13 protein-coding genes are annotated in these 16,209 nt (G+C 67.7%); 8 read left to right on the plus strand and 5 right to left on the minus strand.

Annotation, left to right across the window (positions count from 1 at the left end):
- The first annotated feature begins 10 nt into the window (after nucleotides 1-10).
- The 6 genes from LO787_RS01135 (at nucleotide 11) to LO787_RS01160 (ending at nucleotide 7,286) form a co-directional block, all read left to right on the plus strand.
- The gene (locus LO787_RS01135; RefSeq protein ID WP_232494059.1) at nucleotides 11-1,312 is read left to right on the plus strand and encodes a CitMHS family transporter; all 1,302 of its coding nucleotides are present in this window, start codon (nucleotides 11-13) and stop codon (nucleotides 1,310-1,312) included.
- A gap of 120 nt (nucleotides 1,313-1,432) precedes the next feature.
- Nucleotides 1,433-2,488 carry an AbrB family transcriptional regulator gene (locus LO787_RS01140; protein ID WP_232494060.1) on the plus strand — a complete coding sequence of 352 codons (1,056 nt, stop codon included), beginning with the start codon at nucleotides 1,433-1,435 and terminating at the stop codon, nucleotides 2,486-2,488.
- A complete protein-coding gene (locus LO787_RS01145; protein ID WP_232494061.1) occupies nucleotides 2,481-3,563 on the plus strand; it encodes a D-alanine--D-alanine ligase family protein in 1,083 nt (360 codons plus the stop codon). Before LO787_RS01140 ends, LO787_RS01145 begins: the two co-directional genes overlap by 8 nt.
- Entirely contained in the window at nucleotides 3,560-4,213 is a 654-nt protein-coding gene (locus LO787_RS01150) for a YjbE family putative metal transport protein (protein ID WP_232494062.1), read from the plus strand. Before LO787_RS01145 ends, LO787_RS01150 begins: the two co-directional genes overlap by 4 nt.
- A 122-nt stretch (nucleotides 4,214-4,335) precedes the next feature.
- Nucleotides 4,336-4,788, plus strand: a complete 453-nt coding sequence (locus LO787_RS01155; RefSeq protein ID WP_232494063.1) for an Rrf2 family transcriptional regulator — start codon at nucleotides 4,336-4,338, stop codon at nucleotides 4,786-4,788.
- A gap of 116 nt (nucleotides 4,789-4,904) precedes the next feature.
- Nucleotides 4,905-7,286, plus strand: coding sequence for a TonB-dependent receptor (locus LO787_RS01160; RefSeq protein WP_232494064.1), 2,382 nt, complete (start codon nucleotides 4,905-4,907; stop codon nucleotides 7,284-7,286).
- A gap of 1 nt (nucleotide 7,287) precedes the next feature.
- On the opposite strand, the gene LO787_RS01165 is transcribed toward LO787_RS01160, so the two are convergent.
- Both LO787_RS01165 and LO787_RS01170 read right to left on the minus strand, forming a co-directional pair.
- Nucleotides 7,288-8,085: a transporter gene (locus LO787_RS01165; protein ID WP_232494065.1), complete on the minus strand. Its 798-nt coding sequence runs from the start codon at nucleotides 8,083-8,085 to the stop codon at nucleotides 7,288-7,290.
- Between the two features lie 60 nt (nucleotides 8,086-8,145).
- Entirely contained in the window at nucleotides 8,146-8,652 is a 507-nt protein-coding gene (locus tag LO787_RS01170; RefSeq protein WP_232494066.1) for a nuclear transport factor 2 family protein, read from the minus strand.
- Between the two features lie 211 nt (nucleotides 8,653-8,863).
- Between LO787_RS01170 and LO787_RS01175 the strand changes: the two genes are divergently transcribed.
- Both LO787_RS01175 and LO787_RS01180 read left to right on the plus strand, forming a co-directional pair.
- Nucleotides 8,864-9,658 carry an SDR family oxidoreductase gene (locus LO787_RS01175; protein ID WP_232494067.1) on the plus strand — a complete coding sequence of 265 codons (795 nt, stop codon included), beginning with the start codon at nucleotides 8,864-8,866 and terminating at the stop codon, nucleotides 9,656-9,658.
- Between the two features lie 189 nt (nucleotides 9,659-9,847).
- A complete protein-coding gene (locus tag LO787_RS01180; RefSeq protein ID WP_420847783.1) occupies nucleotides 9,848-11,596 on the plus strand; it encodes a chloride channel protein in 1,749 nt (582 codons plus the stop codon).
- 187 nt (nucleotides 11,597-11,783) lie between these two features.
- Here LO787_RS01180 and LO787_RS01185 read toward each other — a convergent pair whose 3' ends face one another.
- The 3 genes from LO787_RS01185 to egtB all read right to left on the minus strand — a co-directional run bounded on the left by LO787_RS01185 (nucleotide 11,784) and on the right by egtB (nucleotide 16,053).
- Entirely contained in the window at nucleotides 11,784-13,685 is a 1,902-nt protein-coding gene (locus LO787_RS01185; RefSeq protein ID WP_232494069.1) for a CocE/NonD family hydrolase, read from the minus strand.
- Nucleotides 13,686-13,835: 150 nt separating this feature from the next.
- Nucleotides 13,836-14,822 carry an L-histidine N(alpha)-methyltransferase gene (gene egtD, locus LO787_RS01190; RefSeq protein ID WP_232494070.1) on the minus strand — a complete coding sequence of 329 codons (987 nt, stop codon included), beginning with the start codon at nucleotides 14,820-14,822 and terminating at the stop codon, nucleotides 13,836-13,838.
- 4 nt (nucleotides 14,823-14,826) lie between these two features.
- Entirely contained in the window at nucleotides 14,827-16,053 is a 1,227-nt protein-coding gene (gene egtB / locus LO787_RS01195; protein ID WP_420847805.1) for an ergothioneine biosynthesis protein EgtB, read from the minus strand.
- Nucleotides 16,054-16,209: the final 156 nt, after the last annotated feature.

Here is a 16,209-nt window from a genome sequence, read left to right on the forward strand (position 1 = left end):
GGGACCAACAATGAGTCTCGCCCTTATCGGCTTCCTGATGGTGGCCACCTTCATGACGCTCATCATGACCAAGCGGATGACCCCGCTGGTCGCGCTGAGCGTCGTGCCCACGATCTTCGCGCTCCTCGCTGGCTTCCATGCGGGGCTCGGCGACATGATGATCGACGGCGTCAAGAACCTCGCGCCGACCGGCGTTATGCTGCTGTTCGCGATCCTGTTCTTCAGCACCATGACCGATACCGGCCTGTTCGACCCGCTGGTCGGCAAGCTGATCCGTCTGGTCCACGGCGACCCGATGCTGATCCTGATCGGCTCGGTCGTGCTCTGCGCTGTGGTCAGCCTCGACGGTGACGGTTCGACCACGTACATCATCACGATGGCCGCCATGCTGCCGCTCTACAAGCGATACGACATGAACCGCCTCTACCTCGTCTGCCTGCTCATGGTGACGAGCGGCGTGATGAACCTGACGCCGTGGGGCGGCCCGACCGCCCGCGCGGCCAGCGCCCTCAAGCTCGACCCCGCCGCGATGTTCCTGCCGCTGATCCCCGGCATGATCGCGGGCCTCGCGTTCCTGATCGGCCTTGCCATCTACTTCGGCCGCAAGGAACGCCGCCGGATCGGCAAGGTCGAGAACCTCGCCGCGCTGGAAGCCAGCGACCTCGCCGTGTCGCAGTGGCCCGAGGCGCGCCGCCCGAAGATGCTGTGGTTCAACGCCGCGCTCGTCATCGCGCTGCTGGTGCTGCTGGTCTGGGGCGTGCTGCCGCTGCCGATCCTCATGATGCTGGCCTTCGCCATCGCCATGATCGCCAACTATCCCGACACCAAGTCGCAGAAGGAGCGCATCAGCGCCCATGCGGGCAACGTCCTCTCGGTCGTCTCGCTGATCTTCGCAGCGGGCATCTTCACCGGCATCCTCTCGGGCACCGGCATGGTCGAGGCGATGAGCAAGGAAGTCGTCGGCGTGATCCCGCCGGTCCTCGGCCCCTACATGGCGCCGATCACCGCGCTCATCAGCCTGCCCGGCACGTTCTTCATCTCGAACGACGCCTTCTACTTCGGCATGCTGCCGATCCTCGCGGAAGCCGGCGCGCACTACGGCGTCGAGCCGATGGCCATCGCCCGCGCCTCGCTGATGGGCCAGCCGGTCCACCTGCTGAGCCCGCTGGTGCCCTCCACCTACCTGCTGGTGAGCCTTGCGGGCGTGGACCTTGCCGACCACCAGAAGTTCACGCTGGTCCCGGCGGCGCTGTGCTGCCTCGTCATGACCATCGTCGGCATGGCCGTGCTGGCCTTCCCGTTCGTGGGGTGAGTGAGGCGTGAATCCTCCCAGTCATCGTCATTGCGAGCATAGCGAAGCAATCCAGCGTGCCGACATGTCGCACTGGATTGCCGCGCCCCTGCGGGGCTCGCAATGACGGTGCGAGGGATCATGCGCGAATCCGGCACGCTGGGCGTGATCCTACGCTTCCTCGCCGCGCTCTGCGTGGGTGCGGCGGGGGGCTTTCTCTTCTGGACGATCCATGCCCCGCTGCCGTGGGTGCTGGGATCGATGACCGCGTGCGCGGCGGGCAGCATCGCGCGCCTGCCGATCGCGGCAAGTTCCGCCACGCGCAGGCCGATGTCGGCGGTGCTCGGCGTCGTGCTCGGCAGCTCGTTCCATCCCGGCCTCGCCGCGCAGGCCGCGCAGTGGATCGTGCCGATCGCATTGCTGCCCCTGTTCCTGACCAGCGCCGCCGTCGCCTGCGTGATCTACTTCCGCAAGATCGCGAAGTTCGATCCGCCGACCGCCTACTTCGCCGGGATGCCCGGCGGGATCGCCGAGATGGTCGTCCTCGGCTCCGAGCGCGGGGCGGACGAGCGCACCATCGGCCTGATCCACGGCGCGCGCATCTTCCTCGTCGTCTTCATCCTCCCCTTCCTCATCCGCCTGTTCGAGGCGGAGACCGGCCACGCCCCGCTTCCTCCCCAGGTTTCGGGCGTGGCCGACTGGAGCCTGCTACCCTGGGCACTGGGCTGCATGATCCTCGGCTCCGCGCTGGGCCGCACGCTGAAGCTGCCTGCGTGGCACCTGATGGGGCCGCTGTTCGCGAGCGCCGTCGTCCACCTCACCGGCATGAGCGACTTCCACCTGCCCGCGTGGGCCATCGCCGCCGCGCAAGTGGGGCTCGGCGCCACCATCGGCTGCCGCTTCGTCGGGCTGGACCTGCCGACGCTGCTGCGTACCCTCATGCTGGCGGCAGGATCGACTGCGATCCTGCTCGTCATAACCTTCGGCTGGGCATTCGGCATCGGCTGGGCTACCGGGCTCGACCCGGCGCTCGTCACGCTGGCCTATTCGCCCGGCGGTGTGGCGGAGATGAGCATGGTCGCCCTCAGCCTCGCGCTGGAGGCGAGCTTCGTCATCGTCCACCACCTCGTCCGCGTGGTTCTGGTCATCATCGGCGCGCCCTTCGCGTTCAAGTTCATGGGAGCCCCCGATGCCTGATCCCCGGCCCGATCCTTTCGCCGAGAAGATCGCCATCCTCTATCAGGCGATCGAGCCGCCGGTGATCGATGGCCAGCGCAAGGACGCAAAGCCCGGTGGCTACTCGGACAGCGGCGCGGACATGGGCGTGGCGCTGCGCTCGGTCGGCTGCACGCTGGTGACGCCCGCCGCCGAGCCGAGCCCGACGAGCGTGTTCGACTGGGTCTGGCCCGATACGCCCGAGGGCATCGACGCCGCGCTGGCGGCGGGCGCAACGCTGCTCTGGGCCAACACCGTCGTGTTCGACGGCCACCCCATCGAGGCCGCCAGCCGCCGTGCATGGGTGGTCAGCGCCGATCCGCGCACGATGCAGGAAGTCGACGACAAGGCCGCGACCAACGCCCGCCTCTCGGCCGAGGGCCTGCCAGTTGCCGGCTCCTGGGTGGTCGACGGCGCCGCGCCCGACATCGAGGCGCAGCTTGCTGCCTTCGCCGGGCACCTGCCGCTGGTGGTGAAGCCCCTGCGCGGTCGCGGCAGTCAGGGCGTCAGCGTCGCGCGCAGCCTCGAAGATATGATCGCGAGCACCATGGCCATCGTCGAGGGTGGCAAGTTCGGCACAGCGATCATGATCGAGCAGTTCCTGCCGGGGCAGGAGATCACCATCACCGTCATGCCCGCAGCAGCACGAGACGGCGCAACCGGCCCCTTCGCCCTGCCCCCGGTCCGCCGCTTCGACCAGCATGACGACGTCGCCCCGTACAACGGCGACGTGCCCGTCAGCACCAACAGCGCGGCAATGACGCCGGAAGAATGCGCCACCCCGGCGATCGTCGCCGTCACCGCCGCCTGCGAGCGGGCCGCCGCGCTCATCGGCATCCGCACCCCGATGCGGATCGACTGCCGACAGGACGTGACCGGCGCGTTCCTGCTCTTCGACGTGAACATCAAGCCCAACCTCACCGGCTCCGGACGCCCGGGCCGCGAGGACGAGGACAGCCTTTCCACCATCGCCGCTGCCGCTATCGGCTGGCGCTATGCAGACCTGCTCGTCGCGACGATCCGCGGCGCGTGGACCAACAGGGACAATACCGCATGACCGACCTGTGGCAGCACATCGTTGCCGACTTCTCCAACATCGGCTCCCCGGCCGCGCTTTCGGCCTTCGGGCAGGTGGTGCTGATCGACGTGATGCTGGCCGCCGACAACGCCATCGTCGTCGGCGCGCTTGCCGCCGGCCTGCCCGCCGCGATGCGCCGCAAGGTCATCATGATCGGCGTGCTCGCCGCGCTGGTGCTGCGCGTCGTCTTCGCGCTGATGGTCAGCCAGCTGATGCAGATCGTCGGCCTCGTCTTCGCGGGCGGCCTGCTGCTGGTCTGGGTGGCGTGGAAGATGTGGCGTGAACTGCGCGAGGATCCGTCCGACGACGAGCCCGACACCGCGCTCGCCAAGGCCGCGCCGCGCAGCTTCGCCGCCGCCGCGTGGGCCGTCGCCGTCGCCGACGTCTCCATGAGCATCGACAACGTGCTCGCCGTTGCAGGCGCCGCGCGCGACCATCCGGGCATCCTCGCAGTCGGCCTGATCCTGTCGGTCGCGCTGATGGGCGTCGCCGCCAACGTGCTGGCGCGCGTGATCGAGCGCTATCGCTGGATCGCCTACATCGGCCTCGCCGTGATCCTGTGGGTTGCGGGCAAGATGATCTGGGAAGGCCTCGTCGACCCGTCGCGCGGCATCATTGCCCTGTTTTGATACAGTGTTTTACGGATTGCATCGTCCGATAATCACTGATCGATGAACCGAAGGCGGTCCGGCTTGCGTCGGGCCGCCTTTGCATTGCATGAACATGCAATGATCAAGACCGGCTGCTGTTCGTGCAACTGACCCGCTTCACCGACTATTCCGTGCGCGTCCTGCTGCACGTCGGCGCGCGGGACGAAGGCGACCTCTCCTCCATCGCCGAGATCGCGCAGACATACGACATCTCGCGCAATCACCTGATGAAAGTGGTGCAGGATCTCGGGCAGGCCGGGTTCCTCGATACGGTACGCGGCCGCAACGGCGGGCTGCGGTTGGGCCGCCCGGCCGACGAGATCACCGTGGGCCAGATCGTCCGCCATACGGAAACCAGCTTCCAGCTCGTCGATTGCACGACCTGCATCGTCGCTCCCGCCTGCACCCTCCCCCGCGTGTTCAACGAGGCGACGCAGGCGTTCCTTGCGGTGCTGGACCGCTACACGCTGGCCGACGCCCTCGTCCGCCGTGACGACCTGCGCCACATCTTCGGCAACTTCGCACCCCCTGCCGAACGCCGCGAACTGACCTGAACCTTACACCGCGACGTTGAATCGCGTGCAATGCCGCATTTGCGAAATTGCACTGGTGGAGCGTGCCTGCCCGCGATATCCGTATCCCAAAGAATATAGATAGTCAGGGACCATCCATGCAATTCACGCAACGTCGCGCCGTCGTCCTGTCCGTCGTCGGCCTGATCGCCGCCGCGCTGCCCGCGCTCGCACAGGCCGACGAAGCCGCGCCGGACGCCGCCGAGCGCGCCTCGTCCGGCGACGGCCTGCCGACGATCACCGTCACCGCCCGTCGCCGCGAGGAGGATGCGCAAAGCGTTCCCGCCGCGATCTCGGTCGTCGGCGGCGCGCTGCTCGACCGTTCCTACACGGTGAACACCAGCCTGCTCAGCCAGTTGGTGCCGAGCCTCAACTACTCGTCCGCCAACCCGCGCAACACCGCCTTCACCATCCGCGGCCTCGGCTCCAGCGTCGTCGCGGTGAGCCAGGCGAACGACGGGCTCGAACCCGGCGTCGGGTTCTACGTCGATCAGGTCTACCACGCGCGCCCGGCGACGGCGGCGTTCGACTTCACCGATATCGAGCAGATCGAAGTGCTGCGCGGTCCGCAGGGCACGCTGTTCGGCAAGAACACCACGGCGGGCGCGATCAACATCACCACCCGCGCGCCCACCTTCATCCCCGAAGCGCGTGAAGAGATTTCGGTCGGCGAGAACGACTTCCTGCAGGTGAAGGCCTCGGGCTCCGGCCCGATCACAGACACGCTGGCCTTCCGCGTCTCCGGCCTCATGACCCGCCGCGACGGCGTGATCCGCAACGTGCGCGACGGGCGCGATCTCAACCAGATCGGCAACCAGGCGGTGCGCGGGCAACTGCTGTTCACCCCGTCGAGCAATTTCTCGCTGCGGGTTTCCGCCGACTACGCCAACTTCGAAAGCGACTGCTGCACGCAGGTCTACCTCCGCGTCGGCCAGAGCCTGCGCAGCCCTTCGCGCCAGTACCCGGCGCTGGCCGCAGGGCAGAACTACACCCCCGCCAGCACCAACCCCTACGACCGCGTGACCGACATCGACGCGGACCTCAAGGTCGACACCAACGAGGGCGGCGTTTCCGCCATCGCCGACTGGAACATCGGCGGCGCGACACTGACCTCAGTTACGGCATGGCGCTTCTGGAACTGGGATGCGGAGAACGACCGCGACTATACCGGCCTGCCGATCCAGATGTCGCAGCACATCCCCTCGCGCCAGGACCAGTACAGCCAGGAACTGCGCATCGCCTCCAACGGCGACGGGGCGTTCAGCTACGTCGGCGGGCTCTACTACTTCCGGCAGGTCATCACCGGGCGACCGATCAGCATCTACGGTCCGCTCGCGGCGTACTGGCTGATCGGGCCGACGACGGGCGCGAACGCCACACCGGTGCCGGGGAACCTGCTCGATGGCTACGGCACCGACGGGCGCACCCGCTTCGCGACCGACAGCTACGCCGCCTTCGGCGAAGTGAACTTCAAGCCGACCGACCGCCTGACCCTGACCGGCGGCCTGCGCTATACTTACGAGGAGAAGGAGGGCAGCTACACCAGCACCGTCTTCGGCGGCCTCCAGACCAGCAGCACCGCACTCAACAATGCCAAGCTCTCGGTCCTGCGCCCGCAGAGCTACTCGGCGAGCGACAAGGACGGCAGCCTGTCGGGCCGCGCCAACGTATCGTGGCAGTTCACCGATCAGGTCATGGCCTATGCCAGCTACGCGCGCGGCTTCAAGTCGGGCGGGATCAACATGTCGGGCCTGCCGCTCGACAACCAGAACAACCCGGTGCTCTCCACCGCCGTCATCCGGCCGGAGAAGAACACGACCTACGAGGTCGGCCTGAAGTCGAGCCTGTTCGACAACCGCCTCGTCTTCAACCTCGCGGGCTACTGGACCGAGGTAGAGGACTTCCAGGCGACCATCGTCGACAGCACGCAGACCGTGGCACTGCGCGGCTACCTGTCCAACATTCCCAAGGTCACCGTGAAGGGCATCGAGGCCGACGCCACCGCGCTGATCCTGCCGGGCCTCACCCTGCGCGCCTCGGGCAGCTACGCCCATGGCGAGTACACCGACTATCCCGCAGGCCCCTGCCCGCTGGAACTGCAGGGCTCCGCCACCACCGCATGCTCGCTCACCGGCCAACGCCTCTCCGGCCTGCCGCGCTGGGCGGGTACGCTGGGGATCGACTACGAACTGCCCGTCAGCGAGAGCGGCAGCCTGATCTTCCACGCAGACAGCAGTTCGCGCAGCGGCTACTACGGCGACCCCAGCCTGTCGCGCTACACCTGGATCAAGGGCTACAACGTGACCAACGCCGTCGTCGGCTACCGCGCGGACGGCTGGGAAGTGGACATCTTCGCCCGCAACCTGTTCGACAGCGACTACATCCAGAACCTGACCGTGCAGGCGGGTAACTCGGGCCTGATCCTTGGTACGCCGTCCGATCCGCAGATGTTCGGGGTGACTTTCAAGGCCTGGCAGTAATTCAGAACCGCCGGGACACGCCGAGGTAGACTTCCACGTCCGGCGCGTCCCGGTCCAGCCCCGCGTTGGCGCCGACATCGAACTGGAGATCGTCGTTCGCCATCCAGTCGAGCGACAGGCCCGCGAGGTGCTCGACGTGGTGCGCCTGTGGGTCATGGTCAGCGGTGATCTGGTATTCCGTGGTGGCGGTCAGATTGTCCTCCAGCTTGACCGCCGCGCCCACCACTTCGTCGAACGCGAAGTGGCGGCCGTGGCCATCCTCGTCGACGGCGGCGTCGATCTCTGCGGTGGTGACGAGGCTCAGGCTGTCCGAAATCTCGTAGGACAGCGGCAGGCGCAGCCCCGCGCTCCAGTCTCCCGCGCCGACCGGCTCGCGGCCCACCGGCAGCGTCACGAACGGCATCAGCGCGACGGACAGCCCGGACCCGTCCGGACTGACGAGATTGCGCCGCAGCGCCAGCGTCACGTCGCCCACCGTGGTCACATGCTGCGTCCCGCCCGCAATGCGATCGCGCGTCCGAGCGAGCCCCAGCGCCGCCCACTCGACCTGCACTTCGGCATGGTCCGCAATGCCCCGCCTCACCAGCGTATCGCCGAGCAGGAGCACGTCCTGCCGCTGCGTCGAATCCCGGTCGAGCGTCCAGTCGCCGAGCCCGACTTCCAACGACCACGTCCCCGGCGACAGCGTGCAGGCGGGTGTGGAGATGCCGGGGCGATCCGGGCAATATTCCCGGTCCGCCGCCTGCGCGACGGATGGCGCGGCGGCAAGGCACAGGGCGGCGAACAGGTGGCGGCGCATGGCGGTTTCCTCGAAAGTACGAGGCGGAGAAATCCGCCCGCGCCCTCCGGTTCCAGCCGCTCAGCCCAGCGCCTTCGCGAAGCCGGAGCGTCCCGCCCGCTCCTCGGTGTGCAGCGCATGGAGGTCCAGCTGGAACACCATGTCCTCCACCGGGGTCTGCACTTTCGGATTGCCGGTCCAGAACACCACGCGGCACACGCGCCGGTCGATGCGCCATCCCTCGGGAGTACGGACAAGCCGGTCGTCGTACCAGCCGCTGCCGTCCCATACTGGCGGATCGCCCGCAGCATGGCGGACCAGCCGCCAGCTTCCGTAAGTATGGGCGAAAGCGCGGTCGCCCTCCACGCGGACGAGGTGGTTGGTCATGACATGCTGCGTCGCATCGAACAGTTCGTGAAAGCCGCCGAAGTCCGCCTTGAACCGCGCGCGGTCGGTCCATCTGGAGGTCGGCCCGTAATCCGCCGCCACGTCTTCGGTGAATATCCGGTCGAACAGATCCCAGCGCCGCGTGTCCATGGCGAATCCGTAGAGGTTCACCAGTTCGATAATGTCCTCGCGGTCGGCCATCGGCACTCTCCCGTATCGCTGTTCCAGCGATCCAAGGCGCGCACCGGCCACAGCGCAACGGGCGGAGCGCGAGGTGCAATTTCCATTGCCCTTCCGGACCATTCCCGACCCGCCCGAGCGATACTTGCAGCAGGTTAGCATCCGCGCCGGGACAGGGCTCGGCGCGCTGCGCTAGCCAGACCCTCGATACGATTCGGGGAGAAGAGCACACATGAAGATCGACAACACCCTTGCCGCGGTCGTCACCGGCGGCGCCTCCGGCCTTGGCCGCGCGAGCGCGCTGGCGCTGGCGGATGCGGGCATCAAGGTCGCCATCTTCGACATCAGCGAGGAAGCCGGCGAGGCCTTCGCCAAGGAGATCGGCGGCGTGTTCTGCAACGTCGACATCACCAGCGAGGAAAGCGTCGAGGCGGGCTTCGCCAAGGCGCGCGCGGCGCATGGGCAGGAACGCATCGTGGTCCACTGCGCCGTCGTCGCGGGCGGCGGCAAGACCGTCTCGTTCGACAAGAAGGCGGGCGCCTACAAGCGCACCCCGACCGAGCAGATCGCCAGGTCGGCGGAAGGCATCTTCACCGCATCCTACCGCGTCGCCTCGATCGCGGCGCTCGGCATGGCGACCGCCGATACTCTCAACGACGACGGCGAGCGCGGGACGATCATCCTCACCTCCTCGGCCGCCGCGCAGGACGGGCAGATCGGCCAGGTCGCCTATGGCGGCGGCAAGGGCGCGGTGAACGCCATGGTCCTGCCGATGGCGCGCGATCTCATGGACCTCGGCATCCGCGTCAACGCGATCATGCCCGGCACTTTCGCCACCCCGCCGATGCTGCGCGTCAAGGAGCACGCGCCCGAGGTCTACGAGAACCTCGGCAAGGCGGTCCCCTTCCCCCGCCGCCTCGGCAATCCGGAGGAGTTCGGCTCGCTGGTGCTGGAACTGGTGCGCAACATCTACTTCAACGGCCAGTGCATCCGCCTCGACGGTGCGATCCGCATGCCGCCGAAGTAACTCTCGCCCTCGTCATTCCCGCGCAGGCGGGAACCCATCTCCCGGCATCGCCTTTCGCGCCGACATCAGATGGATCCCCGCCTGCGCGGGGATGACGGGTCAGGTCGATGGCGGATTTGGTCCGACCCAAGTAGACGACCAAATCCGCAAGACCTTGACTCCCCCTCCCCACCCGGCCCAATCGCCCCGATGCGACGCATGGGACTTCACACGCTCAAGGGGCTGGCGATCCGCCAGCGACAGCGGCTACGGTCGAGCGAAATGGCGTTCATCGTGCTGGCCCTCATCGCGGGGCTGGTCGCGGGCGCGCTGACGAACCTGCAGGGTTTCATCGCCCACGGCATCCAGCGCATATTCTACGGCATCGGCACCAACCGCCTGAGCGCGCTGGGCGAGATCCACAACCACTGGCGACTGCTGGCGCTGCCGCTCGGCGGACTGGCGCTGGTCGGCATGGCGCACCTGCTACGCCACCGTCGCCGCGCGCCGATCGACGTGGTGGAGGCGAACGCGCTGCACAGCGGGCGCATTCCCTTCACCGACAACCTTGTGATCTCGGCCCAGACCATCGTCTCCAACGGCGCGGGCGCGTCGGTAGGGCTGGAGGCAGCCTATGCGCAGATGGGCGGCGGCATGGCCTCCGTCATCGGCCACTGGTTCAAGCTGCGCCGCACCGACATGCGCACCCTCGTCGGCGCGGGCGCGGGAGCTGCCGTGGGCGCCGCGTTCGGCGCGCCGCTGGCGGGCGCGTTCTATGCCTTCGAGATCGTTATCGGCACCTACACGCCCGCCGCGATCGCCCCGGTCGTCGCCGCCGCGCTGGGCGCCGCCTTCGTCACCCGCGCGCTCGGCGTCGAGCCCTACCTCATCGCGTCGAGCGCCGACCGCGTGCTGACGACGGGCGACTACTTCATCTACACAATCCTCGGCCTCGCCTGCGCGCTGGTGGGCATCGTGCTGATGCGCCTTGTCACCTTCACCGACCAGCAGGTGCAGAAGGTCGAGCGCATTGCGAAGTGGAAGCCGGTGATCGGCGGCGTGCTGCTTATGCCGCTTGCCATCATGACCCCGCAGACGCTGTCCGCCGGGCACGGCGCGATGCACCTCAACCTCGCGATGCAACCTCCGCTCCAGTTCCTCGTCATGGTGCTCGTGCTCAAGGTGCTGGCTTCGGCCATCTCGCTCAGCTTCGGGTTTCGCGGCGGGCTGTTCTTCGCCTCGCTGTTCCTCGGCTCGCTGGTCGGGTTGATCTTCGCCGCGCTTGCCGGGATGGCGGGCATCGCGCTCGACATCAACGACGCCGCGCTGGTCGGCATGAGCGCGCTCGCCGTATCGGTCGTCGGCGGGCCGATGACGCTCGCCATGCTGATGCTGGAGACGACGCACGACTTCGCGCTGATGGGCGTGGTGCTCACCGCCTCGCTGGTGTCGAGCGCCTTCACGCGCGAGACGTTCGGCTACTCGTTCTCCACCTGGCGCCTGCACATCCGCGGCTCGATCATCCGGTCCCCCCGCGACATCGGCTGGATGCTGGCGCTCACCGCCGGACGCATCATGCGCAAGGACTGGACGAGCGCGCCCGCGCACCTTTCGGTCGCGGACTTCCGCGCAAGGGTTCCGCTCGGCTCCACCAGCAAGGCGATCCTGCTCGACGACGAGGGCCACTACGCCGGGATCGTGACCACCGCCGCCGCCTACAACCCGCAGCTTGCGCCGGATGCGCCGGTCGGCACGCTGGCGACGCTGGAGGGCAACACCCTGTCCCCCGTCACCGACATCCGCGCGATGCTGAAGGCGTTCGACCTGGCCGTGGCGGACGAACTGGCGGTGGTGGATGGTGTCGGCAACGTCGTCGGCGTGGTCACCGAACGGCACGCGAGGCGGCGCTACTTCGAGGAAATCGAAGCCTCGCAGCGGGAGCTGTACGGAGAGAACTGAAGGCGGCGCGCCGCCGACGGAGCTTCGACAAGCTCAGCCTGGCTGTTCACGGCCAGCGGTCCCGGAGCAAGTCCGGGACGATGCCCTTTTTCGTCATTGCGAGCGTAGCGAAGCAATCCGGAGCAGCACTAAGCCGCTCTGGATTGCCGCGGGCCTTCGGCCCTCGCAATGACGAATGGTCTGCTCCTCAGTCCTTCGCCACCGGAAGCCACACCGCGCTCGCCGCGTCGCCGCCACGGTGGATCGTTTCGGTCGCCTTCACGTAGTCGGCGGGCTTGGCGTCCATGATCGAGGGCACCCAGCTTTGCGGGTTGCGGTCGTAGAGCGGGAACAGGCTGGACTGCACCTGCACCATGATCCGGTGGCCCGGCAGGAACACATGGTCGACATTGGGCAGCGCCCACTTGAAGTCGTAGATCTTGCCCGGCTCCAGCGGCTGCGGCTTGTCGAACCCGCCGACGTAGCGGCCACGGAAGATCTCGATGCCGATGCCGAGCTGATAGCCTGCCATCGTCGGATCGGCCGAGTTCTCCTGCGGATAGACGTCGATCAGCTTGACCACGAAGTCACTGTCACGCCCCGAGGTCGCCGCGCGCAGATCCACCTTGGGCGCGCCCTTGATGTGCAGCGGCTTGTCGAGCACGCCGGTCTGGTAGCTGAGCACGTCGGTGCGGCCGTCGGCAAAGCGCTGGTCGTGGACGAGCCAGGTGCGCCATTCGTCGCCCTTCATCGTCACCGGACGCGGCAGCATCGGCACCGGCTTGGCCGGATCGGACACGTAGCTGTCCGTGCCCGCCTCGCCCTTGGTCCACGACAGGCCGGAGCTCGCGCCCAGATAGAGCGGCGTATAGGTGCCCGCCGGCCAGCCTTGCGAGACTTCCCAGCGGTTCGCGCCGGTCGCATAGGTCAGCACCGGCGGCGTGTCGCAGGCGGGAGCATTCGTCTTGAGGTGGCAGTCGAAGAACGGCTTCATGTATCGCGTGCGAAACTGGAGGCCGGTATCGCCCTCCCACTTCAGCGGGCCAAGCTCACGCGCCTCGTAGTTCACCTGAGAGTGCCGCCACGGCCCGATCACGAGGCTGACGTTGTCATTCCCGCCCGCCTTCAGCGCCTGATAGACCGCCGGGGCGCCATAGCTGTCCTCCTGGTCCCACTGGCCGACCACCAGCATCGTCGGTACGGTCAGCTTGCGTTCGCCGAGCAACTTGTCGACCGCCTGCCCCTGCCACCATGCGTCGTAGCTGGGATGCTCCAGCACCTTGCGCACCACCGGCAGGTCGAGCAGGCCGTAAGCCTTGGCATAGTCCATCGCCGAGCCGCCTTCGAGGTAGGCGGTGTAATCGTCCCCGCCACCGCGCGGGACGACGCCGCCGCCCTTCTTCACCGTCTGGCCGAGGTCGTAGTCGAAGCCGAACATGCGGAAGGCGCCGTTGTGGAACCAGTCGTCGCCCATCCAGCCGTCGACCATCGGGCTCTGCGGCACGGCGGCCTTGAGCGCCGGGTGCGGATCGATCAGCGCCATCAGCGAGGTGAAGCCGAGGTAGGACGAGCCGGTGATGCCCACCTTGCCGTTGCTCTCTTTCACGTTCTTCACCAGCCAGTCGATCGTGTCGTAGGCGTCGGTGGCGTGATCGACCTTCGTCTTGTTCAACGGCCCGCGCAGGGGGCGGTTCATGACGTAATCGCCCTCGGACCCGTCGAGCCCGCGCACGTCCTGATAGACGCGGATATAGCCGTCGTTGACGAACTCGGCGTCGGCTACGGGCAGGATTTCCTCGATCTTCTGGCTGCGGTTGCGGCTGGTGGACTTGTCGGCGTTGTAGGGCGTGCGGCTCAGCAGGATCGGCGCGTCCGTCACGCCCTTGCGGTGGACGATGACCGTATAGAGCTTCTTGCCGTCGCGCATCGGGATCATCACGACCTTGCGCACGTAGTCCGCCTGTGGGCGCACCCAGTCGTAGGACTTCACCTGCTCGTTGAGCATCGTGTCGGTCGGTGCGGCGTCCTGCGCGGAGGCAGCCGCGGCAAGAACGAAGGCGAGCGCAAGGCCCGTGGTGAAAGCGGCGCGGGGGCGGAAATGCTTTGTCATGAACGCATTGCTGGCGCGGCAGGACGTGCGCGTCAAGCGGTGTGGTGCGCGCCGAGGTGCACCCGTCGTCATTGCGAGCATAGCGAAGCAATCCAGCGTCGCGGACCGACCTTGGATTGCTTCGCTATGCTCGCAATGACGAAAAGAATGTTACGCCGTCAGGTCGTCCCCGATGGCGCGCGCGAGGATCACCATGAACTTGTCCCCGGCATCGCCGAAGCCCTGCAGCGGCTCCCAGCCGCCCGCGAGCAGCAGCGTATCCGCGCTGCGCGGGTCGTACTTGTGGCTGTTCTCGGTGTGGATGGTCTCGCCCGCCGCCATGGTGAAGCGGGTGCCGCAGACGTCGAAGGCGATGTCGCGCGTGGCCTCGATGTGCATCTCGATCCGCGCGCGCTCGTCGTTCCAGATGGCGCGGTGGGCGAGCGCGTCGAGCGGGATGGCGCCGTCGAGTTCGCCGTTGATCCGCGCCGCGAGGTTGAGGTTGAACGCCGCCGTCACCCCTTGCGCATCGTCGTAGGCGGCGACGAGTTCGGCCTCGTCCTTGATGCGGTCGAAGCCGATCAGCAGCAGGCTTCCCGCCCCCAGCGTCTCACGCATGGAGCGCAGCAGGTCGGCGGCAGCGAGCGGCTCCATGTTGCCGATGGTGGAGCCGGGGAAGAAGCCGAGGCGCGGGTGCGCGCCGACTTCGGCGGGCAGCGTCGCCGGGTGGCTGAAATCGGCCTCGACCGGGTGGATCGGCAGGTCGGGATAGCGCGCCGCCAGCGCCTCGCAGGATTCGCTCAGGAACTCGCCCGAGATGTCGATGGGCACGTAGGCGGCGGTCCAGATCGCATCGAGCAGCAGCGGCGTCTTGGTGGCGCTGCCCGCGCCGAACTCGACGACGACGTGGTGCCGCGATCCCACCATGCGGCCGATGCGCGTGGCGTGGGCCATGAGGATGCCGGTCTCGGTGCGGGTCGGGTAGTATTCGGGCAGTCGCGTGATCTCCTCGAACAGTTCGCTGCCGCGGTGGTCGTAGAACCAGCGGGCGGGGATCGCCTTGCGCTGCTGGGAGAGGCCGGTGAGCACATCGCGGCGGAACTGGGCGCGCAGGGTGTCGCGGGAGGTGTCGATCAGGTCGCGGCAGGCGGTCGCCATGGGTCTACAAGTCCTTTGCCAGACGCACGCCGGTGAACTGCCAGCGCTTCTCGGGGGGGAAGAAGTTGCGGTAGGTGGTGCGCGAGTGCCCGCGCGGCGTGGCGCAGCTTGCGCCCTTGAGGACGCACTGGCCGGACATGAACTTGCCGTTGTACTCGCCCACCGCGCCGGACGCGGGGCGGAAGCGCGGGTACGGGAGATAGGCGGAGCGGGTCCATTGCCAGCAGTCGCCGAACAGGCCGGGCGATCCACTCGGTTGGACGCCCTGCGCGGTATCGAGTTGCACGCCCCGGGCGGGATCGTGGTCGGCGGCGGCGTATTCCCATTCGAACTCGGTCGGCAGGCGCAGGCCCGCCCACGTCGCGAAGGCATCCGCCTCGTAGAACGAGACGTGCGTCACCGGAGCCTCGGCGCGGCGGCGCGCCATGCCGGAGAGCGTGAAGGCGGCATCCTCATGCCAGTAGAGCGGCGCGGCGATGCCCTCGGCCTGCACCCAGGCCCAGCCGTCGGAAAGCCATAGCGAGGGGTCGCGATAGCCGCCGTCATCGACGAATTCGGCCCACTCCTGATTGCTCACCAGCCTGCGGGCGAGCGCGAAGGGCCCGATCAGGACATCGTGCGCGGGCCCTTCGTTGTCGAAGGCGAAGCCGTCTCCCTCATGACCGACGCGCACCACGCCGCCGGGATGCTGGTCCCAGCCCATCTCGCCGCTGACGCGCACCGGCTGCGGCGCGGCGGCGTAGGCGGGCGCGAGGGGGTTCAGCGACAGGGCATGCTTGATGTCGGTGAGGAGCAGTTCCTGATGCTGCTGCTCATGGTTGAGGCCGAGTTCGATCAGCGCGGCAAGGTCGGACCGGTCCAGCATCCGCTCGACATGCGCATCGACGTGGGCGCGATAGGCCAGCACCTCGTCGAGCGAGGGGCGCGAGAGCATCCCACGCATCGGCCTGGCATGGCGCGGCCCTTCGGCCTCGTAATAGGAATTGAACAGGAACGGCCAGCGCTCGTCGAACAGGCGATAACCGGGGAAGTGATCGCGCAGCACGAAGGTTTCGAAGAACCATGTCGTATGCGCCAGATGCCACTTCGCCGGAGAGGCATCCGGCATCGACTGGATCGTGGCGTCGGCGTCGGAAAGCGGGGCGACCAGCGCCTCGGTCAATGTGCGGACGGTGGCGAAACGCTCCATCGTCGCGGAGACGTGCCCGGTCGGCGTGCGGCTGGTCGACATCTCCATCCACCCCCAACGGACGAACGCCCGGAAGGATGCATGGTAAAGACGGGATGGGCAAGGGCTGCGTCATTGCGCGTGGATTGCGCGGATGGGCTTTGGGCTTTGGGCTTTGGGCTTTGCGGGCGCCCACGGGCGCCGACACCCGAAACCCAA

The organism is Novosphingobium kaempferiae, from assembly GCF_021227995.1.
Taxonomy (GTDB): domain Bacteria; phylum Pseudomonadota; class Alphaproteobacteria; order Sphingomonadales; family Sphingomonadaceae; genus Novosphingobium; species Novosphingobium kaempferiae.

What these genes read in the sequence shown, in the direction of transcription:
- LO787_RS01165 (WP_232494065.1), bottom strand. Translation starts at nt 8,085, where the DNA reads ATGCGCCGCCACCTGTTCGCCGCCCTGTGCCTTGCCGCCGCGCCATCC.
- LO787_RS01135 (WP_232494059.1), top strand. Translation starts at nt 11, where the DNA reads ATGAGTCTCGCCCTTATCGGCTTCCTGATGGTGGCCACCTTCATGACG.
- LO787_RS01170 (WP_232494066.1), bottom strand. Translation starts at nt 8,652, where the DNA reads ATGGCCGACCGCGAGGACATTATCGAACTGGTGAACCTCTACGGATTC.
- LO787_RS01185 (WP_232494069.1), bottom strand. Translation starts at nt 13,685, where the DNA reads ATGACAAAGCATTTCCGCCCCCGCGCCGCTTTCACCACGGGCCTTGCG.
- LO787_RS01150 (WP_232494062.1), top strand. Translation starts at nt 3,560, where the DNA reads ATGACCGACCTGTGGCAGCACATCGTTGCCGACTTCTCCAACATCGGC.
- LO787_RS01140 (WP_232494060.1), top strand. Translation starts at nt 1,433, where the DNA reads ATGCGCGAATCCGGCACGCTGGGCGTGATCCTACGCTTCCTCGCCGCG.
- LO787_RS01180 (WP_420847783.1), top strand. Translation starts at nt 9,848, where the DNA reads ATGCGACGCATGGGACTTCACACGCTCAAGGGGCTGGCGATCCGCCAG.
- LO787_RS01175 (WP_232494067.1), top strand. Translation starts at nt 8,864, where the DNA reads ATGAAGATCGACAACACCCTTGCCGCGGTCGTCACCGGCGGCGCCTCC.
- LO787_RS01160 (WP_232494064.1), top strand. Translation starts at nt 4,905, where the DNA reads ATGCAATTCACGCAACGTCGCGCCGTCGTCCTGTCCGTCGTCGGCCTG.
- egtB (WP_420847805.1), bottom strand. Translation starts at nt 16,053, where the DNA reads ATGTCGACCAGCCGCACGCCGACCGGGCACGTCTCCGCGACGATGGAG.
- egtD (WP_232494070.1), bottom strand. Translation starts at nt 14,822, where the DNA reads ATGGCGACCGCCTGCCGCGACCTGATCGACACCTCCCGCGACACCCTG.
- LO787_RS01145 (WP_232494061.1), top strand. Translation starts at nt 2,481, where the DNA reads ATGCCTGATCCCCGGCCCGATCCTTTCGCCGAGAAGATCGCCATCCTC.